This window comes from Dactylosporangium sp. NPDC051485, assembly GCF_040682015.1.
In the GTDB taxonomy this organism is placed as follows: domain Bacteria; phylum Actinomycetota; class Actinomycetes; order Mycobacteriales; family Micromonosporaceae; genus Dactylosporangium.
The window spans coordinates 22010-45008 of record NZ_JBFAZW010000030.1 but is presented as its reverse complement, the minus strand read 5'-3'; the positions used below and the strand labels follow the sequence as shown (position 1 = coordinate 45008).

The window sequence follows — 22999 nt, the reverse complement described above, 5'->3', positions numbered from 1 at the left end:
GCAGCGAAGACAGAGCAACGCCGCCCGGGCCTCGCGCCGGGCGGCGTTTGCCGTGTTGCCGCTGTGTTGACGGGTGCGCGGCCTCAGGCCGCGACCGGGGCGGGCGCGGTGAGGTACACCGGCACCGAGTCGTGACCGTTGGAGACGAACGACTCGACCGGCGCCAGCGCCGCGTCGGGGTCGGCCAGCCGCAGGTCCGGGAAGCGCTCGAACAGTGCCGGCACGGCGACGTTGGCCTCCAGGCGGGCCAGCGGCGCGCCCAGGCAGAAGTGCACCCCATGGCCGAAGGACAGGTGGTCTGCGCGGTTGGGACGGGTGATGTCGAACTCGGCGGCGGTGGTGCCGAACACCTTGGGGTCGCGGCCGGCGCCGGCGAAGCTCACCAGGATCGCGTCGCCCTTGGCGATCGTCACGTCGCCGAGGTCGATGTCCTCGACCGCGAAGCGCAGCGGCAGGCTACCCAGCGGCGACTGCACCCGCAGCGCCTCCTCGACCGCGTCGGACCAGCTCGCCGCGCCCGACTCGATCAGCTTGCGCTGCTGCGGATGGGTGAGCAGCAGCACCGCCGTGTGGTCGATGAGGTTCACGGTCGTCTCGTGGCCGGCCGTGTACATCAGGAAGATCGTGTCGATGAGCTCGAGCTCGGACAGCCCGGCCGTGTTGTTCTCGTCGTCGCGGACCGCGATGAGCGCGCTGGCCAGGTCGTCGGCCGGGTTGGCGCGCTTGAGCGCGATGAACTCGGCGGCCAGCCCGTACAGCGCCATCTCGTTGGCGCGGGCCTCCTCCTCGGTCGCCGAGGTCTGGAAGATGGCCTGCATCTTGTCCAGCAGGTCGTCGCGCATGCCGGCGGGGATGCCCAGCAGCTCGGAGATGATCAGCGTGGGCAGCGGGTAGGCGAACTCCATGCGCAGGTCGACCTGTCCTCCTACGGGCATGGCGGCCATGCGGTCCAGCAGCCCGGCGGTGACCTCCTCGATGCGCGGGCGCAGGGCCGTGGAGCGGCGCGCGGTGAACGCCTTGGCCACCAGCCGGCGCAGCCGGGTGTGCTCCGCGCCGTACGCGGTGATCATGTTGTGGTCCTGCACCCAGATGGCGAGGGGCCACGACCGCGCCAGTTCACCCTCACCGTTCTCCCACGCCGGCCAGTGCTGGTAGGCATCGCGGGACACCCGGGGGTCGGTGAGCAGCCGCTTGATGAGGGCGTGGTCGGTGATGGACCAGGCGGGAACGCCACCCGGGAGCTCGATCCGGGCGGCAGGCCCGAGGGCGCGCAACGCCTCGGCCTCGCCGTGGATGTCGCGTCCGGCCGGGTCGATCGCGTAGGGGCACACTGCTTCGGTCACGGCTGACTCCTGTAATGACCGTCGGGAATACCTGGACAATGCGGCACCCGCAAGCGTACGGAGAATGCTGTAATCAACCGCTCACGGCGCAATCTATCGCCGTGAACACTAACCTTGAGGTAAGTGGGGACTTAGAGGTCTGTACTTGTGTGCCGCCATTCCTTGCGCAACGCTGGCGACCGAGTAAACGATTTGGACGCACCGCTGGGTTCGAGAGGGATGCATGAGCACCTACGCAGGCAAGAAGGTAGTGATCACCGGCGGCACGATCGGCATGGGTCTGGCGACCGCCAAGGCGGTTGTCGACGGCGGCGGCGAGGTGCTCGTCACCGGGCGTAACGAGAAGAACCTCGCTGCGGCGCAGGCCGAGCTTGGCGATGCCGCCCGCGTAGTGCGTTCCGACACGGCCGTGCTCGCCGACATCGAGCAGCTCGGCAAGGCCGTCGAGAAGGAGTTCGGCCAGATCGACCTGCTGTTCGTCAACGCCGGCTTCGCTCAGCCCGGCCCGTTCGGGCACGTGACGGAGGAGCTGTTCGACGCCACGTTCAACGTCAACGTCAAGGGCGCGTACTTCACCGCGCAGCGCATCGCGCCGCTGGTCAAGGACGGCGGGTCGATCATCTTCACCACGTCGATCGCGAACGGCTCGGGCAACCCCGGCATGGGCCCCTACTCGGCCGCCAAGGCCGCGGTCCGCGCCTTCACCAAGGTCATCGCGGCGGAGCTGCTGCCGCGCAACATCCGGGTCAACGCGGTGAGCCCCGGGTTCATCCACACCCCGACGGCCGGCATTACCGGCGCGTCGCCGGAGCTGCTGGCGACCTTCGAGAAGCTTGGCGACCAGCTCACCCCGATGCGCCGGCACGGCTCGTCGGAGGAGGTCGCCCGGGCGGTGCTGTTCCTCGCGTTCGACGCCACGTTCACCACGGGTGAGGAGCTCAACGTCGACGGCGGTCTCGGCCAGCGCATCACCCGTCCCCAGGGGTAGTCCACTGCCGCATTGCGACGGCGCCGCGAACAACAGTGTTGTTCGCGACGCCGTCGCTTTTCGCGTCGTCGTTTTCGCGCCATTATTCCGGCCGTCGATCATCGCCCGGTAATCGCGCCGCGAATGCGCTCCAGCGGCCGCCCGATTACCCGTTCATGACCGTCTTCGCGGGCAGCTCTGCCAGTATTCCCAGCGGTCGCTCCGGACGCGTCACCGCGCGTCGATGGACAAGGGAGAACACTGATGACCACCACCCAGAACGACGTCACGCCCACGCAGCCTGACGTCACGGCCGTGATCGAGGCCGTCCGGCAGATCGTCCCGCGGCTTCGCGACAACGCCCTGGAGGCGGAGGACCGCCGCTGGCTGCCCGACGAGAACCTGAGCCTGCTCGAGGACGCCGGAGTCCTGCGGATGGCCACCCCGGCATACCTGGGCGGCCTGGGCTTCTCCGTTGCCGACCAGGCCGCCGTGCTCGCCGAGATCGCCCGGGGTTGCGTGTCCACCAGCTGGATCGCGAGCGTCTGGACCTCCACCGCCTGGATGGTCACGCTCTTCCCGGAGGAGATCCAGAAGGAGGTCTTCACCAACCACTCGGTCCGCATCTCCGGCGGCTTCACGCCGTCCGGCGTGCTCACCCCGACCGACGGCGGCTACGTGCTCAACGGCGCCTGGAAGTTCAACTCCGGCTGCCGCGGCGCCCACTGGAACGTCGCGACCTCGGTCATCGAGCGTCCCGACGGTTCCTACGAAGAGGCCATCGCGATCGTGCCGATGTCGCAGTTCAGCATCGCCGACGACTGGAACGTCTCCGCGGTCGCGGGCACCGGCAGCTGCACCTCCAAGGCGGAGAACGTGTTCGTGCCTGAGCACCGGGTCGTGCCCGGCGACGCGGAGGCGTTCGAGGCCGCGTTCGCCGAGCTGCCCCCGGACTGGCAGCCGAGCGGCCGCGAGTACGGCCTGTACAGCTACATCATCGCGCAGGGCACCGCGACCCTCATCGGCGCCGGCCGCGGCGCTCTCGACGTGTTCCTGCAGCGCCTGCCTGGCCGCGGCATCACGTACACGCCGTGGACCGACCAGTCGCAGCACCCGCTCACCCACATCCAGGTCGCGACCGCCGAGGCCAAGATCAGCGCGGCCGAGGCGCTCATGGGTCGTGTCTACGACACGCTCCAGCGCCGCGCGGACGCGGGCGAGCTGCCGACGCTGCAGGAGAAGGCGGCAACCCGCAGTCACTCGGCCTATGCGGTACAGCTGGTCAAGGAGGCCGTCGACATCCTCTTCAACGCCAGCGGCGCCACCGCGATCCAGCGCAACGTGCACATCCAGCGCTTCCACCGCGACCTGCAGGGTCTCGCCCTGCACGGCATGATCCTGCTCTCCTCCAGCCTCGAGGTGCAGGGCCGCGTCCTGCTCGGGCTGGACCCACAGACCCCTCTCTTGTAACGCATCAGTCCCGTGCAACAGGCACGGGACCTGACCGATCGGGGACCCCTTTGACCAACGACCGTGTCGTGCCCGGCGCCAGCAGCGCCGGGCACCTCACACGCCGCTCCCTCGTTCGGACGGCAGGGCTGTCCGCCCTCGCGCTGTCCGCCGGTGGGTTAGGCATCCTCACCTCGCCGGCCGCGGCGGCGCCGTTACCGGCCGACCCGGGCAGCGGCGACACCAACGCGGTGCTTCCGGGCCGCGACGTCATCGTGGTGGGCGCAGGCTACGCCGGCGTCGTGGCCGCCCGCGAACTGCGGGCACGCGGCTTCCGTCCGGTGATTCTGGAGGCGCGCAACCGCATCGGCGGTCGCACCTGGACCAGCACATTCCAGGGCCAGCAAGTCGAGCTCGGCGCGCAGTGGATCGGGCCGGCCCAGCCGCTCGTCAACGCCGAACTGCAGCGCTACGGCGTCGGCACGCTCACCGGCACCCCGCCGACGCGGCTGCTCATGCCCGGCCTGAACGGGCCGCAGCAGGTCGGCTTCGAGGCGGCCGACACCCGCTACGGCGCCCTGATGGAGAGGCTGTTCGAGGGATCGAGGGATCTCTTCCCGCAGCCGACGAACCCGCTGTTGCGCAGCGACCTCGTCAGCGCCATGGATTCCGTGTCGCTGCGGGCCCGGCTGGACCAGCTCGGCCTGTCCCCCGAAGACCGGCTGTGGCTCAGCGGTACCACCGCGGGCTACTCGGGCGGTGACAGCAACATCGGCGCGTACACGGCACTCGCGCAGTGGTGGGCCCTCGCCGGCTACAACCTGGCCGGCTACGACGCGGCGATGTCCAAGCGGATCGCCCCCGGCATGACCGGCCTGCTGCAGCGCATCCTCACCGACGCGAATGCCGAGCTGCACCTCAACTCGCCGGTCGCCGAGATCACTGACACCCCGGCCGGGGTGTTCGTCACCACCACGACGGGCTTCACCTACTACGCGGTCGCGGCGGTCATCGCCGTGCCGGTGAACGTTTGGAAGACGATCCGCTTCTACCCGGGCCTGTCGGCGGTGCGCGCCCAGGCCACCACCCAGGGCGTCGGCGTGCCCAACAGCAGCAAGATCTGGATGAAGGTGACCGGCTTGCCGGACCGGGTGGTCGCGCGCGGCACGGAGGGCGACCCGTTCACGACGCTGCTGTCGCAGGGGGACGTCTCCGGCGGGCAGATCATGGTCGGCTTCAACAGCCTGCCCCGGGTCGACGGCGACAGCATCCCGGCCGTCCAGGCCGCGCTGCGGCACTTCCTGCCGGAGGCGTCGGTAACCGCGGTGCTGGCCCAGGACTGGGGCCGTGACCCATACTCCCTCGGCAGCTGGGCCCTGCGGCGTCCGGGCCAGCTGTCCACGCAGCTGCCGGCGATCCAGGCCCCCCAGGGGCGGCTGGCGTTCGCGACGGGCGACATCGCATCCGGTTGGGTCGGGTTCGTCGAGGGCGCGATCGAGTCCGGCTTGCGTGCCGCCGGACAGGTGGCCGCGATGGCCGGCAGCCCCTACGCCGTCGCCTGACACCTCGGCATCCTCCAGCTGTTCTGTTCTGTTCTGATGTCCTGTCCGGCTGCCCTTCACCCGGGCGGCCGGACCTCAGCGAGTGATACGTACCCCCGGTGCCGCGGGCTTCGCGGCACCGGGGCGGAACTTGCCGCCGTAGAAGATCAGACCCTCGCCGGCCGGACCGGTGAGGCTGCTGAGCACCGAGCCGATGAAGATCGAATGGTCGCCGGAGTCATGGGCTTCGATGATCTCGCATTCCAGCCAGGCCAGGGCGCCGGCCAGCAGGGGCGCGCCGGAGAGCGGGCCCGGATACCAGTCGACGGCGGCGAATTGGGACGGGCCGAGCGGGCGGGACTTGTCGGCGAAGTAACGTGCAAGGGCCTCCTGATCGGCGGCCATGATGGACATCGCGAAGCGCCGCTCGGCGCTGATGGAGCGATGCATGACGGCACTGTGGGCGACGCAGCACAGCACGAGCGACGGCTCCAGCGACACCGAGCTGAAAGCGTTGGCGGTCATACCGTGAATGTGCTCCCCGCCAACCGTGAGCAACATGACACCGGTGGCGAACCTCGACATCACGTCGCGCAAGCTGGCAGGGGTTGCCTGCTGCTGATCGGACACGGACAAACCCCCGTCTGATCAATGCACGAACTTGCTGGAAGCCTATTCGACAAATGGGCATCGGCCGGTCATCGGGCGGCAATCGCGGGGCGCCCCACCTGCGCTTACCGGTGCGATACCGCGCACTGCCGGCCGGCCGACGCACCGGCGGTACCGTCCCTGACAAAACATGCGGACTGGAGGGTCACATGCCTGCGACAACGCACGAAACCGAGCTCGCCGAGCCGCAGATGGCCGGCCTGCTGGCGTTTCTGGGAATCGACGTCGAATTCGTCCGGGCCGAGCGCAACACACTGTATTTCACCGACGCGGCCGGGGTGACGACGCCGGTGCTGGACTACGCCGGCGGCTACGGCGCGCTGGTCCTGGGCCACAACCATCCGGAGATCGTCGGCGCAGCCCGCGAGTTCCTCGACGCGGGCCGTCCGGTGCTCGCCCAGGCGTCGCGGCAGTCCGACACCTCGGCCGTCGCGAGCGCGCTGAACCGCATCCTCAACCGCGAGTTCGGTACCGGCGAACCGTACTTCGCGATCTTCGCCAACAGCGGTGCCGAGGGCATCGAGGTGGCGATGAAGCACGCCGAGTTCGACCGGGTGCTGCGGGTGCAGGCGCTGTCGGGGGAGATCTCGGCGCACCTGGACGCGGCGGGCGAGCTCGTCGACCAGGCGCTGCGCGACAAGGTCCTGGCGGAGCTGGCCGAGCAGGCGAGCCGGCCGCCGGTGTTCCTGGCGTTGCGGGGTTCGTTCCACGGCAAGCTCGCCGGATCGGTACAGCTGTCGCACAACCCGTCGTTCCGGTTGCCCTTCTCGGGCATGGCGGCGCAGGCCCGGTTCGTCGACCTGGGCGTTGCCGGGGCGGTGACCGACGCGCTCGCGGAGGTCGCGGCGAGCGTGTCCGATGTGGTCGTGGAGGGAGACGAGCTGCGGGTGATTCGCCGCCCGTTCCCGGCGGTCACCGCGTTCGTGCTGGAGGTGATCCAGGGCGAGGGTGGCATCCACGAGGTGCCCGCCGAGATCGCGGCGGAGTTGCGCCGGGCGTGCGACGCCGCGGACTGCCCGATCGTGATCGACGAGATCCAGTCCGGCATGGGCCGCACCGGTGCGTTCTTCGCCGCCTCGCACGTCGGGCTGCGGCCGGACTACGTCGTGCTGGCCAAGGGCCTCGGCGGCGGGCTGGCCAAAACGGCGGTCACGCTGATCCGGCAGGGCTTCTACCGGCCGGACTTCGAGCTTGTGCACAGTTCGACGTTCGCCCGCGACGGGCTGTCCACGGCGATCGCGCTGCGGACGCTGTCGGTGCTGGAGCGCGACGAGGGCGAGGTGTACCGCCTGGCGCGGCACTGGGGTGAGCGGCTCACCGCGCTGTTCGAGGAGCTGCGCACGGAGTTTCCGGACGTGGTCGTTGATGTGCGGGGCCGCGGGCTGATGCTCGGGCTGGAGTTCGCCGACCAGTCCGGCTCGGCCGTGGACGGGCTGCGCGATCTGGCCACGAGCGGCATGCTCGGCTACGTGATCGCCGGGCATCTCTTCCGGGCGCACCGCATCCGCACGTTCCCGACAGCGAGCGCGGTGAATACGCTTCGGTTCGAGCCTTCCGTATATCTCTCGGATGCCGAGGTCGACCACCTTGCTCAGGCACTACGCGGCGTTTGCCAGATTCTGCGCGATCAGGACATCGCCCGTCTCGTTACAATGTGACCGATTCGGCACGTTGCACTCGCATGCGCCACATGGCACCGTATGAACTGGCTCCATTCCGGACATCTGGCGACCGGCCGCCCGACCCGGCGGCCGGACCGATGACCGGAGTTCCGCCGCGCGCCGCGCGGCGGAGGTCAGGACGGGGACAGCAAGGGTGGGTGCATGAGTGTGCGAGCCAGGCCGGCGTTCTGCGGCCTCGACGCGGCGATGGAGATCATCAGCGGCAAGTGGAAGGTTCTGATCCTCTGGGCGCTGCGCAACGAGACGCAGCGCTTCGGGGCGCTGAAGCGGCAAGTGCCGGGGGTCAGCGAGAAGGTGCTGACCCGGCAGCTGCGCGAGTTGGAGGCCGATGGCATCGTGCTGCGGGAGGTCCGCAACGACGACGCCAGCCTCCGGGTCGAATACTCGCTGACCGATCGTGGCGTCGCCCTCAACGAGGCTCTCGAATCGCTCGGCGCGTGGGGCCGCAAGTATCTGGCGCCCACCCGCCGCTAACTCAGCCCGCCGCGCTCGACGGCGCCCCGTGGGTGAGCATTCGGGGCGGGTGCATCGACAGCAGCGAACGCAGGTACTGCCGCCGGTCGTCGGGACGCGAGTCCAGGTTGACGTGCAGCAGCTGGCGCAGCCAGCCCAGCGCCGTGCGCGGCTCGGCGGTCCCGCCAGCGGTCTCCAGCAGCCGGTCGACGGCGGCGTCGGACAGCGGCTCCAAGGTCAGCGTGGTGATGTGCCGCTTGCCGCCGCCCCAGTCCGGGCGCAGCTCGAACAGACTCGGGTGCGCGGTCGCCACGACCAGCAGCGGCGCGTCCGCGAAGTCCGCCAGCCGGCTGATGAGGTTGAGCACCGGCTCGCTCGCGCGGTGCAGGTCGTCGACGAGCAGCACGAGCGTCCGCTGCAGGGTCACGGGTCCGAGCAACCTCCACCAGGCCTCGAGCTCGACGGCGTCGTCGGTCAGGTGAGCCCGGTCGGCGTCCGGGTCGATGTACGCGGTCAGGCAGGCCAGCAGCCACTCCACCCGCGCCTCGTCGGTGACCAGGTCGCGTATCGTGCGCTCCAGCTTCTCCAGCCGCACGGCCACGGTGTCCGACGGCTGCACCTGGCACAGCGCGAGCACCAGCTCGCGGCACATGTCGAACACGTCACCGGACGCCGAGCGCCCGGCCCCCACGTTGAACCGTGCGGTGTAGGCCCGCGCGCCGATCGACTGGCCGAACTCGGTGAGGAGCCGCGTCTTGCCGATGCCGGCGTCGCCGACGATGGTCACCAGGTGCGAGGTGACCTGGTGCCGGGCCCGCTCCATCAGGTCGGACAGCAGCGACAGCTCGAACTCCCGCTCGACCATGGGCATGGCGTCGGCCTCGGCGTCGCGGCGTACCCCACGGGCGACCCACTCGCCAGGCTCGACGGCTTGGTCGCAGACGAAGACAGCCTCGGTCGCCTGGCGGGTGCGGTCGCAGAGGCGGATCTCGCCGGCGGCGGCGTGCGCGAGCAGCGCGTGGCAGCGGTCTACCACCTGCCCCGTGACGGCCACCGGCGCGCTTCGTTCGCCCGGGCTGTACCGCATCAGCGCGGCCCCGGTGACGACGGCGGCCCGGAAGGCGATGTCGGCGCCGGCCGGCGCCGGGAACACACGCAACCCATCACGCACGGCGAGGGCGGAGAGGACCGCGCGCCGCTCGGCGCAGTCGCCCTCGGGCACGGGGAACGTGGCCATCGACACCAGGCCGATGGTCGCGGCGACCTTTCCGCCGAACTGCTCGATGCTGTCGCGCGTCCACAGGGCCAGCCGCTCCAGATCGCCATCGACGTCGTCTCCAGACGCGCCGGCGCCGACCTCGCTGCGCACGAGCAGCACGCTGACGTCCTCCCGGCTGCCGCCCTCCGGCGGCGCGAGTGGCGCGAGCGGCAAGGACGGCACAGGCGGGGCGGACGGCCCAGATTGCGCGGGCGGCACAGACGGGGCCGACGGGGCCGGCGCGGTGTGCTCTCGGACCGCGGCCGGGGCAGCCGGGGCGCCCGGAATGGCTGTAGCGGTAGAACGCGCGGCCAGTTCGAGCGCCGGGTCCTGGGCGAGGATCTGCAGCTGTAGCAGCTGCAGCTCGCGGCCGGGCTCCAGGCCCAGCTCCTCGACCAGCGCGGCGCGGGTGCGGCTGTACACGTTGAGCGCGTCGACCTGGCGCCCGCTGCGATACAGCGCGAGCATCAGCTGCCGGCACGAGCGCTCCCGTAGCGCGGAGGCGTGTTCCACGACCGCCTCCAGCTCGCCGAGCATGGCCTGGTGCCGGCCGCAGGCCAGTTGCGCGTCGAAGTAGTCCTCCATCGCGTCGAGCCGTGAGTTCTCGGCAGCGGCCAGCTCGGGCCAAACGATGTCGGCCTCGACGAGATCGGCGAGGATCGGGCCGCGCCACAGTGCCAGGGCGTCACGCAGCACGTCGGCGGCCACCTCCGGCTCGCCCGCGGCCAGCCGTTCGCGGCCCCGCTCGACCATGCCCTGGAAGCGGAACAGGTCGACGTCGTGGACCGGCACGACAAGCCGGTAGCCGGGCGGCTGGGTGAGCAGCGAGACCGAGCCATCGGCGGCGGTGAGCACGCGCCGCAGCCCCCAGACGGCGTTCTGGAGGATCTTGCGCGCCGATGGTGGTGCGTCGTCGACGGGCCACAGGGCGTTCAACAGCTGGCTGGCCGCGGCGACCCGGTTGGCCCGCAGCAGGAGGTAGCCGAGCGTGGCGCGCTGCTTGGTGCCGCCCAGCGCCAACGATTCGCCGCCCTCCACGACCTCCAGCGGTCCTAGGACACCAAATTGCATAGCTCCCCCGCGGCTTATTCGCAATGAGGCTCGATCATATTTACAGACACCAATATATAAGCTTCGTTCCAACCTAACGATTAATCTGGAGTGAGACACCTCACAGAATTCGCGTGCACCTAGCGCAACCGCTCGGGATTAACCGCACGTGATGCGGACGTAACAAATCCTTAACAAAGGACAGCGGCCCGGCAATTGATCACATCGCCACTTGTGCACACGAAGCCGACCATACCGCGGCATGGTACCCAGAAGTAAGTACGGACTCTGAGGTAACTAGGTCTCGGCGCCGGTAATCCCGCGTTCACCGGCCCACTGTGCGGATGGTTACCGCACCGTTACCGCGTTTCGTCGGTGTCGTGGAACGCTTCTAAAGCGAGCGCCCGCCATCATCTGACCATTGAGCCACAGGAGCAGCCCGCCATGGACAGCATCGCGAACTCCGTGATTCCCGACGACCCCGACCTGCAGAACGACCTATTCGTTCGAATCTTCAATTCAGGCGACGGCGCGCTGTACGACTCGATGTACACGGCCGACGCAATCTCGAACATTTCCGGTGCCCCGCTGTCCGGCGAGGCGCGCACAAAGTTCTTCGTCGACTTCCTGTCCACCGGGCCGAAGATCCAGTCGAAGGTGTCGCAAACATACACCACGGGCGACACGTCGCTCTTGATCGTCGACTACCACCTCGAGATCCCCAACCCCGACGGCACCGTCACCCCGGTGCACGGCACCTGCACCGACGTGCTGATCCGCAACACCGACGGCGACTGGCGGCTGGCCATCGACCGCCCGGTGCCCGAAGAGCACGCCTGAGCAAGCGGGCCAGCCCCGGATGCCGTGCCCACGAGCCGGCTCCGGGGCGGCCGGTTCCACCGTGCCGGTGTGAAGAAGGAGACCCGAAAACATGAGCAATGCCAGCCCCGAGACGGCGCGCACGCTGCCCGAGGCGCTGCGGCTGCGCGGCGAGCACCAGCCCGACCAGGTCGCCTACGTCTTCCTGCGCGACGGCGAGGTGCCGGACGAGACCATGACCTACGGGGAACTCGCCGGCGCGGCCGGCACGCGGGCCGAGCTGCTGGCCGCAGCCGGGCTCGCCGGGCGCAGCGCGGTGCTGCTGTACCCGTCCGGCCTGGAGTTCGTGCGCACCCTGCTCGGCTGCATGGCCGGCGGCGTGGCCGGCGCGCCGGTCCAGGTGCCCCGCCGCCGCAACGGGCTGGTCCGGCTACGGCGCATCGCCGACAACGCCGGCACCACCACGGTGCTCACCACCACCGCCGTCAAGGCCGGCCTGGAGCGCAGCTTCGGCGACAGCCCCGAGCTGTCCGGCCTGACCCTGCTCGCCACCGACGGCCTCACCACCGACGGCGACAGCGCGCGCCGGATAGGCGCACCGGACCAGGACGCGATCGCGCTGCTGCAGTACACGTCCGGCTCCACCGGTGACCCCAAGGGCGTCGTGGTGTCGCACCGCAACTTCATGCACAACGCCCGCGAGACCGACGAGCTGTGGCCCTGCCAGCCCGGCGGCACCATCGTCAACTGGCTGCCGCTGTTCCACGACATGGGCATGCTCTTCGGCGTCGTCATGCCGCTGTGGGCCGGCATCCCGTCGTACCTCATGGCGCCCGAGTCGTTCATCCGCCGCCCGGCCCGCTGGCTGGAGGCGATCGCCCGCTTCGGCGGCACCCACGCCGCAGCGCCGAGCTTCGCCTACGAGCTGTGCGTCCGCGCCGCCGCCGAGGGCCAGACCGACGACGTCGGCGACCTGTCCCGGTGGCGGGTCGCGGCCAACGGCGCCGAGCCGGTGCGCTGGCAGACCGTCACCACGTTCATCCGGGCCTTCGCCCGCAACGGCTTCTCCCCCAAGGCGATGTGCCCCGGCTACGGCCTGGCCGAGAACACCCTCAAGGTCACCGGCACCAGCCAGCACACCTCCCCCGGCGCGCTGTGGGTCAACCCGGCCGCGCTCAGCGACGGCGTGGTCGAGCCCGTGCACGGCCCGGAGTCTGTGCCCGCGGTCAGCTGCGGCTCCACCGTGCCGGGCACCACCGTGCGGATCGTCCAGCCGGAGACCCTGACGGAGCTCCCGCCCGGGCGGGTCGGCGAGATCTGGGTCGCCGGGCCCTGCGTCGCCGGCGGCTATCTGGGCCGGCCGGAGCTGTCCGAAGAGGTGTTCCGCGCCCGGATCCGCGGCGGCGACGGCACGCCACACCTGCGCACCGGGGACCTCGGGTTCCTGCACGAGGACGAGCTCTACGTCACCGGGCGCCTCAAGGACCTCATCATCCGCAAGGGACGCAACTACTACCCGCAGGACATCGAGGAGTCCACCGAGCAGGCGGTCGCCGGGCTGCACCCGAACTGCGCGGCGGCGTTCTCGGTCGACGACGGCACCTCCGAACGGCTCATCATCCTCGTCGAGGTCGACGGGCGCGTCATCAAGAACATCGGCCCGGCCACCGCGCGCGACCTCGTCCATGCCGCTGTGTGGGAGCGGCACCGGCTGTACGTCGACGAGATCCTGCTGCTGCGCCGCGGGGCGCTGTCGAAGACCTCCAGCGGCAAGGTCCAGCGCCGCGCGTGCCGGCAGCGGTACGAGGAGGGCACGCTGGACTCCCTGCCGATCGAGGAGTCTCAATGAACTCCGCCGGGTCGGCGATCCTCGGCGTCGGCGCGTACCGCCCGGGCCGGGAGGTCGGCAACGACGAGATCTGCCAGCACATCGACTCCTCCGACGAGTGGATCCGCAAGCGATCCGGAATCGTGATGCGGCGCTTCGCCGCGCCCGGCGAGACGGTCATCACCATGGCCGTCGAGGCCGCCCGCAAGGCGATCGCGCAGTCCGGCACCGATCCGCGGTCCGTGAACATGGTGCTGCTCGCCTCGATGTCGTTCCTGGAGCAGTCGCCGGCCGCGGCACCGCGCGTCGCCGAGCTCATCGGCGCCCGGGATGCGGCCGGGCTGGACATCCACGCCGCCTGCGCCGGGTTCACCTACGCCCTCGCCATCGCCGACGCGGCGGTGCGCGCGGGCCAAGCCGACCGGGTCGTGGTCGTGGGCTCGGAGCGGATGAGCGACATCGTCGACCCCGCCGACCGCGGTACCGCGTTCCTGTTCGGTGATGGCGCCGGCGCGGTCGTCGTCGGGGCCGCGGACACCCCGGGAATCGGGCCGGTCGTCTGGGGTTCCGACGGCACTCGGCACGAGTTCATCGCCCACGACGGGCCCTGGCCCGGGCAGCACTACCTGCGCATGGCCGGGCCGGAGGTGTTCCGCTGGGCGACCCAGCTGGTACCGGAGCTGGCCGGTCGCGCGCTCGAGGCCGCCGGGGTCACGGTGCAGGAGCTGGCCGCGTTCATCCCGCACCAGGCGAACCTGCGCATCGTTGACGCCGCCGCCCGGGCGCTCGGCCTGGGCCCGCACACCGTGGTGGCCCGTGACATCGTGCACGCCGGCAACACCTCGGCGGCGTCGATCCCGATGGCCATGGACGAGCTGCGCTCCCGCGGCGCGGTCGGCAGCGGCGACCGGGCGCTGCTGGTCGGCTTCGGCGCCGGCCTCACGTACGCCGCGCAGGTGGTGACGCTGCCGTGAGCACCGCGGAACGCCTCCAGGAGCTGGTCCGCCGACGCGAGGCCGCCCAGCGGCCGTTCGACCCGCGGGCTGTGCAGCGCCAGCGCGACAAGGGCAAAATGACCGCCCGCGAGCGCATCGAGGGACTGCTGGACCCGGGCAGCTTCGTCGAGCTCGACGCGCTGGCCCGGCACCGCTGCCACAACTTCGGCATGGAGGAAGAGCGCCCGTACGGCGACGGCGTCATCACCGGACATGGCACGATCGACGGCCGGCCCGTGTGCGTGTTCGCCCAGGACTTCACGGTCTTCGGCGGCAGCCTCGGCGAGGTGTACGGCGAGAAGATCATCAAGGTGCTGGAGTTCGCCATCCGCAACGGCACCCCCGTCATCGGCATCAACGACTCCGGCGGCGCCCGCATCCAGGAGGGCGTGGTCTCCCTGGCCTACTACGCCGAGCTCATCAAGCGGCAGGTCGAGGCGTCCGGGGTGATCCCGCAGATCTCGCTCATGACCGGCCCGTGCGCCGGCGGCGCGGTCTACGCCCCGGCGATCACCGACGCCGTGGTCATGGTGGACGGCCTGTCCCACATGTTCGTCACCGGGCCGGAGGTGCTGCGCACCGTCACCGGCGAGAAGGTCGACCACGAGACCCTTGGCGGCGCCCGCAGCCACAACACCGTCTCCGGCAACGCCCACCACCTGGCCGCCGACGAGAAGGAAGCGTTCGAGTACGTACGACAACTGCTGAGCTACCTGCCCTCGAACAACATGGCCGACCCGCCGGTGTTCGCGGCTCCCGCCGAATCCGGCCGGACAGCGACCGACGCCGCGCTCGACGCGCTCATCCCCGACGACCGCAACCGCCCGTACGACATGCATCAGGTCATCGCGGCGGTGCTCGACGACGGCGAACTGCTGCCGGTGCAGCCGCTGTTCGCCCGCAACATCATCTGCGGCTTCGGCCGGGTCGACGGGCACAGCGTCGGCGTCGTGGCCAACCAGCCGACGCACCTGGCCGGTGCGCTCGACATCGACGCGAGCGAGAAGGCCGCCCGGTTCATCCGGCTCTGCGACGCCTTCCACGTGCCGGTGCTCACGTTCGTCGACGTGCCGGGCTTCCTGCCCAGCCGCGAGCAGGAGCAGGCCGGCATCATCCGGCGCGGCGCGAAGCTCATCTACGCCTACGCCGAGGCGACGGTACCGATGGTGACCGTGGTGACCCGCAAGGCGTACGGCGGCGGGTACGGCGTCATGGGCAGCAAGCACCTCGGCACCGACGTCAACCTGGCCTGGCCGACAGCCGAGATCGCGGTGATGGGCGGCGAGGGCGCGGTGAGCGTGCTGTACCGGCGGGCGCTGCGGGACGCCGAAGACCCGGCGGCGGAGCGGGCCCGGCTGCGTGAGGAGTACGACCGCACCCTGTGCAACCCGTACGTGGCCGCGGAGCGCGGCTATGTCGACGCCGTCATCCTGCCCAGCGAGACCCGGTCCCAGGTCGCCGTGGCGCTGCGGGCCCTGCGCGACAAGCGGGTCAGCCGGCTGCCGCGCAAGCACGGGAACATCCCGCTGTGAGCGCGGCGACGACAGGCACACCGGCCCCGCGGGACGACGAGGTGGCCGCCGTGCTGGCGGTGTTGCAGGCCGTGGCCGCCGTGGCCGCCGCGCAGGAGCGGCCGGCGCCGGCCCCGTCGCGGCGGATGCCGGCGCTGCGCGGGCCGCTGCCGGCGGTACGCGACGCGCGGGCCTGGCGGCACAGCGGCTGGCGGTGACGGTGAACGCAACGGAGGAGAGGCTGTGCGCAAGGTACTGATCGCCAATCGCGGCGAGATCGCCGTCCGGATCGCCCGGGCCTGTCACGACGCCGGCCTCGCCGCGGTGGCCGTGTACGCCGACCCCGACCGCGACGGGCCGCACGTCGCCGCGGCCGACGAGGCGTACGCGCTGCCCGGCGACACCCCGGCCGCCACCTACCTCGACGCCGAACGGCTGCTGGCCGTGGCCGCCACGGCGGGCGCCGACGCGGTGCACCCCGGCTACGGGTTTCTTTCCGAGAATGCCGCCTTCGCGCAGGCGGTCATCGACGCCGGCCTGACCTGGATCGGCCCGCCGCCGGCCGCGATCCGGGCGCTAGGCGACAAGGTTTCGGCCCGCGCCATCGCCCGGCGGGTCGGCGCGCCCCTCGCGCCCGGCACCATCGAGCCGGTCGCCGGCCCCGATGAGGTGGTCGCGTTCGCCCGCGAGTACGGCCTGCCGATCGCGATCAAGGCGGTCCACGGCGGCGGCGGGCGCGGCCTCAAGGTCGCCCGCACCCTGGAGGAGATCCCGGAGCTGCACGCGTCCGCGGTCCGCGAGGCAACGGTCGCGTTCGGCCGCGGCGAATGCTTCGTGGAGCGGTACCTGGAACGGCCGAGGCACGTCGAAACCCAGTGCCTGGCCGACCGGCACGGCACCGTCGTCGTGGTGTCCACAAGGGACTGCACGCTGCAGCGGCGCCACCAGAAGCTCGTCGAGGAGGCCCCGGCCCCGTTCCTGACCGCGACCCAGGACGCCGAACTGCGCCGCGCCTCCAAGGCGATCCTGGCCGAGGCCGGCTATGTCGGTGCCGGCACCTGCGAGTTCCTGGTCGCCGCCGACGGCACGATCTCGTTCCTGGAGGTCAACACCCGGCTGCAGGTCGAGCACCCGGTCAGCGAGGAGGTCACCGGCATCGACCTGGTCCGTGAGATGTTCCGCCTCGCCGACGGCGAGCCGCTCGGCTACGCAGATCCCCCGGTCCGCGGCCACGCCATCGAGTTCCGCGTCAACGGCGAGGACCCGGGCCGCAGCTTCCTGCCCGCCCCGGGTACCGTCGTGCGCTTCGACCTGCCGTCCGGTCCCGGCGTGCGGGTCGACGCCGGGGTGCGCGCTGGCACCATCGTCGGCCCCAGCTGGGACTCGCTGCTGGCCAAGCTCATCGTCACCGGCGCCACCCGCGAGCAGGCGCTGCAGCGTGCCCGCCGCGCACTGGCGGAGTTCACGGTCGAGGGCATCGCGACGGTACTGCCGTTCCACCGCACGGTCGTCACGGAGCCCGACTTCACGGCGGCCCCGCTGCGGGTACACACCGGCTGGATCGAGCAGGACTTCGACAACCGCATCGCACCGTATGCCAGTCCCGAGGACGCCGCGCCCGCCGGCCAGGAGCCCACGGCCGAGCGCCGGACTGTCGTGGTCGAGGTCGACGGCCGCCGGGTGAGCGTGTCCCTGCCTACCGAACTGTTCTCCGCCCCCGACTCGGCACCGGCCCGCCCCCGGCGACGCGCGTTCACCGCGGCGTCGTCGGCTGCCACGGGTACCACCCTGACCGCACCCATGCAGGCCACCGTGGTCCGGGTCGAGGTCAGCGAGGGCGACCAGGTCGAGGAGGGCTCCCTGATCGCGGTGCTGGAGGCCATGAAGATGGAGCAGCCGGTGACCGCACACCGCGCGGGAACGGTGAAGGACCTCCGGGTAACCCCCGGCACCACGATCCGCCAGGGCGCCCCGGTGTGCGAAATCGCCGGCTGAGCCGCGCGGTCATGCGTCGCACCGGCCAACCGCCCGGCACGGTGGCCGTACGGCGAAGCCGGCGTCGAACAACAGACAGCGCCCGCCGCTCAGGCGAAGGTCTCGCGGATGGCGTCGTCCAGCGGGCGGCCGGTGGGCGGGTCGACGTACAGGTCGGCGGTCAGCAGCGCGGCCAGGTGGCGCAGGTTCAGCCCGGACTCCTTGCGGGCCAGCGACTGCGAGACGTCGGCCAGGCGCAGCGTGGCGCCCAGGGCCCCGGCCGACAGGCGGCCCGCGCGGCGGGGGCGGCCGGTGGCGGCGGCGATGCGGGCCATCAGGTCGTGCCAGGCGATGTTCTCGTCGGCGACCGGGATGTCGGCCCCGCTCCCCTGCTCCAGGGCATCGGCGGCGGCCTCGCCCACGCCGCGGGCCGACGTCGCCGCGGTGCCCCCGGGCGGGGCGAGCAGCGGGGAGCGCGAGCGGGCCCAGCGGTCCAGCGCGCCGGCCCAGTTGGGCAGCCGGTCGCCGGCCCGGCCGAACACGAACGGCAGCTCCAGGACGGCGACCGGCAGGTCCGGGCCGGCCGCCGCCCGCGCCTCGGCGGCCTGCTCCAGGCGGCAGCGCACGTAGGTGTGGCGGGACGGGAGGTCCCACTCGGGGTGCTTGCGGTGGAAGTAGGTGTAGTACGACCCCGTGACGACGCCGCGGGTGAGACCCTCGGCGCGGGCGGCGGTGAACAGGCGCACCACCGGCTCGACCATGTCCCGGCGCAACAGCGGGTGGATCGGCTTGCGTAGCGGGCGCTGCTCGTCGGTGCGGGCGGCGTAGACGACGCCGTCGTGGCCGGCCAGCAGCGGGCGCAGCTCGTCCACGGGGGCGGGCCCGAGGTCCAGGGCGTGGTCGGCGCCCGGCCCCTTCGCCCGGGCGGTGGTGGTCACCTCGTGGCCGCGCTCGCGGAGCACGGCCGCGACGTGCGCGCCGATGAGACCGGTACCGCCCACGACAAGAATTCTCACCGGTAGATATTAACCGGCTTGGTTCTGTGGGGTGACGAGGCCGCATTCGTAGGCGATGACGACGAGGCGGACCCGGCACCGGCAACGGCGTCGTCGGCGCCGCCGCGGCGGTGGTGCTCGGGCTGGCCGCAGTCGTCCTCGGCTGGCTCGCGCTGGCCCGCGGCCGCCGCACCGCCTGAGATTTTACATCAAATCGACTTGATGTATCGTCGGGACATGGGTCGGGTTCGGCGTGCGGACGGTGCAGGCCTGCCGGCGTTCCTGCAGGCGGCGGGGCACCCGGTGCGGTGGCGGCTGCTCGGCGAGCTCGCGCGCAGCGACCGGCAGGTGCATGAGCTCACCGCGCTGCTGGGCGAGCAGCAGAGCCTGGTGTCGTACCACCTGGGTCTGCTGCGCAAGGCCGACCTCGTGCGCACCCGGCGCAGCGCCGCCGACGGCCGGGACATCTACTACCGCCTCGACCTCACCCGCTGCGGGCACCTGCTGGCCGCCGCCGGCGCCGCGCTGCACCCGGCCCTGCGCTACACGCCACCGGCAGCACCCGCGCCGACGCCGGCGCGGGTGCTGTTCCTGTGCACGGGCAACAGCTCCCGGTCGCAGATGGCCGAGGCCCTCCTGCGCCGGCGCTCCCACGGCACCGTCGAGGCGTTCAGCGCCGGCAGCAAGCCCAAACCGATCCACCCGGACGCCGTGGCCGTCCTGGCCGGGCGCGGCATCGACCTGAGCGCCGCCCGCCCGAAGCACCTCGACGAGTTCACCGGCGAGCGGTTCGACCGGGTGATCACGCTGTGCGACCGGGTCCGGGAGGTCTGCCCCGAGTTCCCCGGCCGCCCGGCCGCCGCGCACTGGAGCATGCCCGACCCGGCCGCCGACCCCGCCGGGCGCCCGGCATTCGACCGCGCCGCCGACGAGCTCGCCGAGCGGATCGAGTTCCTGCTGCACACCCTCGCCGCCGAAGCCGTCCTGGAGGCGTCATGACCGGCCGCACCGAGACCACCGGCAACGTGCGCCCGCGCGTGGCCGGCGTCGGCGCCGACGGGCGGCAGATCGTGCGCGACGACCCGGCCGGCGCCGCGTGAGCGACGCACCGCGCGCGAGCGTCGACCGGCCGGCGGTGAGCCTGGCCACCGTGCTCAAGGAGTGGGGCCGGATCGGCTGCCTCGGCTTCGGCGGCCCGCCCGCCCACATCGCCCTGCTGCGCAAGCTGTGCGTCGAGGACCGCAAGTGGCTCGACGCGCAGGAGTTCGAGGACGCCATCGCGGCCTGCAACCTGCTGCCCGGCCCCGCCTCGACCCAGCTGGCGATCTTCTGCGCCTGGCGGGTCCGGGGCAGGGCCGGCGCGCTGGCCGGCGGGGCCGCGTTCATCGTGCCGGGGCTGATCGCCATCCTCGGCCTCGCCGTGCTGTTCCTGGGCGACCCGCCGGTCTGGGTGAAGGCCGCCGGGGCCGGCGCCGGGGCGGCCGTGGCCGCGGTCGCCGTGCAGGCCGGGGTGAGCCTGATGCCCGCCGGGTGGCGGCGCGCGCCGCAGCAGAGCAACCGCCGGCGGTGGGTGCTGTACCTGCTGCTGGGGGCCGTGGCGGCGGCCACGATCGGGCCGTGGCTGGTGCTGCTGCTCATCGCCTGCGGCATCGGCGAGGTAATCGCGCAGCGCGTGCCTGCCCCGGCGCGGCGCGGCCCGGCCCGCGGGCTGCCGTTGCTCGCCGCGGCGGGGCTGGGCGGCGGGCTGCTGCTGACGGTCGCGTGGGTGGCGATCAAGGTCGGCGCCCTGTCGTACGGCGGCGGCTTCGTCATCATCCCGCTCATGCGCGCCGACGCCGTCGAGCACTACCACTGGATGACCGGCGAACAGTTCCTCAACGCCGTCGCCCTCGGCCAGATCACCCCCGGCCCGGTCGTGCACACCGTCGCCGTCGTCGGCTACGCGGCGGCCGGCATCGGCGGCGGCCTGCTCGCCTCCGCCGTCGCGTTCAGCCCGTCGTTCGCGTTCGTCCTGCTCGGCGCGCACCGCTTCGACCGGCTGCGCGACAACCGGGTCGTCCGGGCGTTCCTCGACGGCGCCGGCCCGGGCGCGATCGGCGCCATCCTCGGCTCGGCCATCCCGCTCACCCTGACGCTCACGCAGATCTGGCAGTACTGCGTCCTCGCCGGCGCCGCCGTCCTCATGCTGGCCCTGCGCCGCGGCCCGGTCCTGACCCTGCTGAGCGCCGGAGCCGCAGGCGTCGTCATCGTCCTCGCCGGCGGCGCCCTGCCCCACTGACCGCCGCGCCGCCCCACGAGGAGACCCCCGCGGCCCGCCCGCCTACACCGAGCCCCGGCGGCTACGAACGGCGGTCCCGTTGCGCGTCCCCGAGTACCGCGTCGCGCTTGTCGGCTGCCTGGAACGGGGCACCCACATCGCGCGGGCGAACCCGCCACCGCACGCTCCCGTGCCGAACAGGAGCCGGGGCGTCGCGCTTCCCGTCAGCCGATGCCGGCCAGCGGGAGCCGCACCGTCACGCGGGTCGGGCCGCCCGCGGGACTGTGCACGCGCAGGGTGCCGTCGACGGCGTCGAGGCGCTCGGCGATGCCGCGCAGGCCGGTGCCGGCCGACACGTCGGCGCCGCCCCGGCCGTCGTCCTCGACCTCGATGCGCAGGGTCGCGGCGGACACCACGAAAGCGACCGAGGCGCGGGTGGCGGCGCTGTGCTTGACGACGTTGCCGAGGCATTCGGCGACGGCGAAGTACGCTGCCGTCGCCACCGCGGCCGGCAGCGAGGCCGGCGGGGCGCCGGTGACGGTGACCGGCACGGCGAGGTCCAGGGCCAGCGCGCGGACGGCGTCGCCGAGGCCCCGGTCGGCGAGCACGGGCGGGTGGATGCTGTGCATGACGGCCCGCAGGTCGTCCAGGGCGGCGACGGCGGTGGTGCGGGCCTCCTCGACGAGCTTCGCGGCGGCGTCGGGGTCGTGGCGCAGCAGGCCGCCGGCAAGGCCCAGGGTCAGCGACAGGGAGGCCAGCCGGGCCTGGGCGCCGTCGTGCAGGTCCCGCTCGACCCGCTCGAGCTCGGCCGCCTGCCGGTCCACGGCGCCCCGGCGGGAGCGGACCAGGGCGGTGATGCGCTCGCGCCGGTCGAGCCAGAGGTGCCCGGCGAACAGCAGCGACATGCCGAGCATGGTCCAGGCCGGCCAGAAGTAGCCGCCGCCGGTGACCGCGTAGACGGTCAGGTCGGCGGCGGCCAGCACCGCGCAGGCCACGCCGGTCCGGGCGGGCCGGAATGGCAGCCTCATCGGTAGGCGAACGTGCGCAGCAGGGTCTCGGCGGGACCGCGGCCGCGCATCGCGTGGGCGGCCAGGGCGGACACGACCCACACCGCGACCGCGGCCAGGACCGCCGTCCACGTGCCGGTGAGGTGCAGCGCCCACGGGGAGAACAGCGCGACCCAGCAGATCGACTGGAAGAGGTACCCGCTGAGGGAACGCCGGCCGAGCGCCACCACGGGCGCCAGGAAGCGCGGCACGCTCGAGACGAGGCCGAAGAGCGCGACGTAGCCGACGCCGCCGTATTCGCCGGTCACCGCGTGCAGTCGGGCCATGGCCTCGACGGTACCGGGGTCGGCGTGGATCAGGCCCGCGCACATCAGGGCGTAGGGCAGCGCGCCGAGCGTCGACAGGCCGAGCGACCACGCGGCGGCGTGCACCAGCAGGCGGCGGTGGGCGGCCGGGTCCTCCAGCACGCGGCGGCGGCCGGCCCAGATGCCGAGCCAGACGATGACGACGAAGCCGAGCACGGTGGCGGTGTGCAGCGGCCACTCGGTCAGCCGGTCGAGGATCGAGCGGGCGTAGGAGTGGGCGGCCAGGGACGGGTTCGGGCTGTTGACGATCCCGGCGGTGCCGCCGCGCCAGCCGATCGCCCCGGTGACGGCCAGGAACCCGGCGTACGCCGTCTGGTAGCCCCAGAGCCAGAGCACGACGTGGTGAAAGCGGTCGCCGCGCCGGACGAGCAGCAGGGTGGCGACGATGCCGACGATGCCGTAGGCGCCGAGGAAGTCGCCGAAGTACAGCAGCGTGGCGTGCACGGCCCCGAAGGCGATCAGCAGGGCGTTGCGGCGCAGCAGGACCCGGCTGGGGTTGCGCCGGGCCAGCTGGACCAGGCCGTAGCCGAACATGACGGCGAAGACGGGGTAGGCGCGGCTGTCGACGAACGTGGCCATGAGGAAATTGGCGATCCGCTGCGGGCCGTGCGGCGCGGGGTCGAGGCCGGGCTGGCCGGCGAAGGCGAAGTTGGCCGCGTTGGCCAGGGCGATGAACAGCAGCATGGCGCCGCGGGCGAGGTCGGGGGCGAGGGCCCGCTCACTGTTGCGGACCGGCCCGGGGGGCGGCGTTTCGAGGACCGTCGTTGTCATGCCCTCAGCCTGGCCGGGCGCGGGGGCGGCTTCGAGGACACTGCCATCCCACCCGCAGTGGTACT

Annotated in this window: 19 protein-coding genes and 1 pseudogene; 14 read left to right on the top strand and 6 right to left on the bottom strand. The window is 72.1% G+C overall.

Going from position 1 to position 22999, the window contains the following annotated elements; genetic code table 11:
• Positions 1 to 83: 83 nt before the first annotated feature.
• Entirely contained in the window at positions 84 to 1343 is a 1260-nt protein-coding gene (locus AB0M46_RS19195) for a cytochrome P450 (protein WP_363337673.1), read from the bottom strand.
• A 223-nt stretch (positions 1344 to 1566) separates the two neighbouring features.
• Here AB0M46_RS19195 and AB0M46_RS19190 point away from each other — a divergent pair, with 223 nt between their 5' ends.
• The 3 genes from AB0M46_RS19190 (at position 1567) to AB0M46_RS19180 (ending at position 5321) form a co-directional block, all read left to right on the top strand.
• Complete coding sequence (locus tag AB0M46_RS19190) at positions 1567 to 2331, top strand: SDR family oxidoreductase (protein WP_363337671.1); 765 nt, start codon at positions 1567 to 1569, stop codon at positions 2329 to 2331.
• 243 nt (positions 2332 to 2574) lie between these two features.
• On the top strand, positions 2575 to 3780 hold the full coding sequence (locus AB0M46_RS19185; protein WP_363337670.1) for an acyl-CoA dehydrogenase family protein: 1206 nt from the start codon (positions 2575 to 2577) through the stop codon (positions 3778 to 3780).
• A 50-nt stretch (positions 3781 to 3830) separates the two neighbouring features.
• A complete protein-coding gene (locus AB0M46_RS19180; protein ID WP_363337668.1) occupies positions 3831 to 5321 on the top strand; it encodes an NAD(P)/FAD-dependent oxidoreductase in 1491 nt (496 codons plus the stop codon).
• Positions 5322 to 5396: 75 nt separating this feature from the next.
• Here AB0M46_RS19180 and AB0M46_RS19175 read toward each other — a convergent pair whose 3' ends face one another.
• A complete protein-coding gene (locus AB0M46_RS19175; RefSeq protein WP_363337666.1) occupies positions 5397 to 5930 on the bottom strand; it encodes a flavin reductase family protein in 534 nt (177 codons plus the stop codon).
• Positions 5931 to 6118: 188 nt separating this feature from the next.
• On the opposite strand from AB0M46_RS19175, the gene AB0M46_RS19170 reads away from it, so the two are divergent.
• Complete coding sequence (locus tag AB0M46_RS19170; protein ID WP_363337664.1) at positions 6119 to 7627, top strand: aminotransferase class III-fold pyridoxal phosphate-dependent enzyme; 1509 nt, start codon at positions 6119 to 6121, stop codon at positions 7625 to 7627.
• Positions 7628 to 7792: 165 nt separating this feature from the next.
• Entirely contained in the window at positions 7793 to 8125 is a 333-nt protein-coding gene (locus tag AB0M46_RS19165) for a helix-turn-helix domain-containing protein (RefSeq protein WP_363337662.1), read from the top strand.
• 1 nt (position 8126) lies between these two features.
• On the opposite strand, the gene AB0M46_RS19160 is transcribed toward AB0M46_RS19165, so the two are convergent.
• Complete coding sequence (locus AB0M46_RS19160; RefSeq protein ID WP_363337660.1) at positions 8127 to 10433, bottom strand: BTAD domain-containing putative transcriptional regulator; 2307 nt, start codon at positions 10431 to 10433, stop codon at positions 8127 to 8129.
• Positions 10434 to 10787: 354 nt separating this feature from the next.
• Between AB0M46_RS19160 and AB0M46_RS19155 the strand changes: the two genes are divergently transcribed.
• The 6 genes from AB0M46_RS19155 (at position 10788) to AB0M46_RS19130 (ending at position 17560) form a co-directional block, all read left to right on the top strand.
• The gene (locus tag AB0M46_RS19155; RefSeq protein WP_363337658.1) at positions 10788 to 11252 is read left to right on the top strand and encodes a nuclear transport factor 2 family protein; all 465 of its coding nucleotides are present in this window, start codon (positions 10788 to 10790) and stop codon (positions 11250 to 11252) included.
• 91 nt (positions 11253 to 11343) lie between these two features.
• Positions 11344 to 13080, top strand: a complete 1737-nt coding sequence (locus AB0M46_RS19150) for a fatty acyl-AMP ligase (RefSeq protein WP_363337656.1) — start codon at positions 11344 to 11346, stop codon at positions 13078 to 13080.
• Entirely contained in the window at positions 13077 to 14033 is a 957-nt protein-coding gene (locus AB0M46_RS19145) for a beta-ketoacyl-ACP synthase III (RefSeq protein WP_363337654.1), read from the top strand. The genes AB0M46_RS19150 and AB0M46_RS19145 overlap by 4 nt, the downstream gene beginning before the upstream one ends.
• The gene (locus AB0M46_RS19140) at positions 14030 to 15586 is read left to right on the top strand and encodes an acyl-CoA carboxylase subunit beta (protein WP_363337652.1); all 1557 of its coding nucleotides are present in this window, start codon (positions 14030 to 14032) and stop codon (positions 15584 to 15586) included. The genes AB0M46_RS19145 and AB0M46_RS19140 overlap by 4 nt, the downstream gene beginning before the upstream one ends.
• A complete protein-coding gene (locus AB0M46_RS19135) occupies positions 15583 to 15783 on the top strand; it encodes a hypothetical protein (protein ID WP_363337650.1) in 201 nt (66 codons plus the stop codon). Before AB0M46_RS19140 ends, AB0M46_RS19135 begins: the two co-directional genes overlap by 4 nt.
• Before the next feature lie 25 nt (positions 15784 to 15808).
• On the top strand, positions 15809 to 17560 hold the full coding sequence (locus AB0M46_RS19130) for a biotin carboxylase N-terminal domain-containing protein (RefSeq protein ID WP_363337648.1): 1752 nt from the start codon (positions 15809 to 15811) through the stop codon (positions 17558 to 17560).
• An 89-nt stretch (positions 17561 to 17649) separates the two neighbouring features.
• Here the strand turns inward: AB0M46_RS19130 and AB0M46_RS19125 are convergent, their stop codons facing one another.
• Positions 17650 to 18555 carry an NAD-dependent epimerase/dehydratase family protein gene (locus AB0M46_RS19125; protein WP_363337646.1) on the bottom strand — a complete coding sequence of 302 codons (906 nt, stop codon included), beginning with the start codon at positions 18553 to 18555 and terminating at the stop codon, positions 17650 to 17652.
• Between the two features lie 74 nt (positions 18556 to 18629).
• Here AB0M46_RS19125 and AB0M46_RS19120 point away from each other — a divergent pair.
• The 3 genes and pseudogenes from AB0M46_RS19120 to chrA all read left to right on the top strand — a co-directional run.
• Positions 18630 to 18734: pseudogene (locus AB0M46_RS19120) on the top strand (DUF6223 family protein); the annotation flags it as partial.
• A 37-nt stretch (positions 18735 to 18771) separates the two neighbouring features.
• Positions 18772 to 19533 carry a metalloregulator ArsR/SmtB family transcription factor gene (locus AB0M46_RS19115; RefSeq protein WP_363337644.1) on the top strand — a complete coding sequence of 254 codons (762 nt, stop codon included), beginning with the start codon at positions 18772 to 18774 and terminating at the stop codon, positions 19531 to 19533.
• A 97-nt stretch (positions 19534 to 19630) separates the two neighbouring features.
• Entirely contained in the window at positions 19631 to 20812 is a 1182-nt protein-coding gene (gene chrA, locus AB0M46_RS19110; protein ID WP_363337642.1) for a chromate efflux transporter, read from the top strand.
• Between the two features lie 203 nt (positions 20813 to 21015).
• Here the strand turns inward: chrA and AB0M46_RS19105 are convergent, their stop codons facing one another.
• Positions 21016 to 21819, bottom strand: a complete 804-nt coding sequence (locus AB0M46_RS19105) for a histidine kinase (protein ID WP_363337640.1) — start codon at positions 21817 to 21819, stop codon at positions 21016 to 21018.
• Positions 21816 to 22934, bottom strand: coding sequence for a DUF418 domain-containing protein (locus AB0M46_RS19100; protein WP_363337638.1), 1119 nt, complete (start codon positions 22932 to 22934; stop codon positions 21816 to 21818). Before AB0M46_RS19100 ends, AB0M46_RS19105 begins: the two co-directional genes overlap by 4 nt.
• Between the last annotated feature and the right edge of the window lie 65 nt (positions 22935 to 22999).

Coding starts and splice junctions, on each gene's coding strand:
- AB0M46_RS19190 (WP_363337671.1), top strand. CDS start 1,567: ATGAGCACCTACGCAGGCAAGAAGGTAGTGATCACCGGCGGCACGATC.
- AB0M46_RS19185 (WP_363337670.1), top strand. CDS start 2,575: ATGACCACCACCCAGAACGACGTCACGCCCACGCAGCCTGACGTCACG.
- AB0M46_RS19170 (WP_363337664.1), top strand. CDS start 6,119: ATGCCTGCGACAACGCACGAAACCGAGCTCGCCGAGCCGCAGATGGCC.
- AB0M46_RS19165 (WP_363337662.1), top strand. CDS start 7,793: ATGAGTGTGCGAGCCAGGCCGGCGTTCTGCGGCCTCGACGCGGCGATG.
- AB0M46_RS19160 (WP_363337660.1), bottom strand. CDS start 10,433: ATGCAATTTGGTGTCCTAGGACCGCTGGAGGTCGTGGAGGGCGGCGAA.
- AB0M46_RS19150 (WP_363337656.1), top strand. CDS start 11,344: ATGAGCAATGCCAGCCCCGAGACGGCGCGCACGCTGCCCGAGGCGCTG.
- AB0M46_RS19145 (WP_363337654.1), top strand. CDS start 13,077: ATGAACTCCGCCGGGTCGGCGATCCTCGGCGTCGGCGCGTACCGCCCG.
- AB0M46_RS19115 (WP_363337644.1), top strand. CDS start 18,772: ATGGGTCGGGTTCGGCGTGCGGACGGTGCAGGCCTGCCGGCGTTCCTG.
- AB0M46_RS19105 (WP_363337640.1), bottom strand. CDS start 21,819: ATGAGGCTGCCATTCCGGCCCGCCCGGACCGGCGTGGCCTGCGCGGTG.
- AB0M46_RS19100 (WP_363337638.1), bottom strand. CDS start 22,934: ATGACAACGACGGTCCTCGAAACGCCGCCCCCCGGGCCGGTCCGCAAC.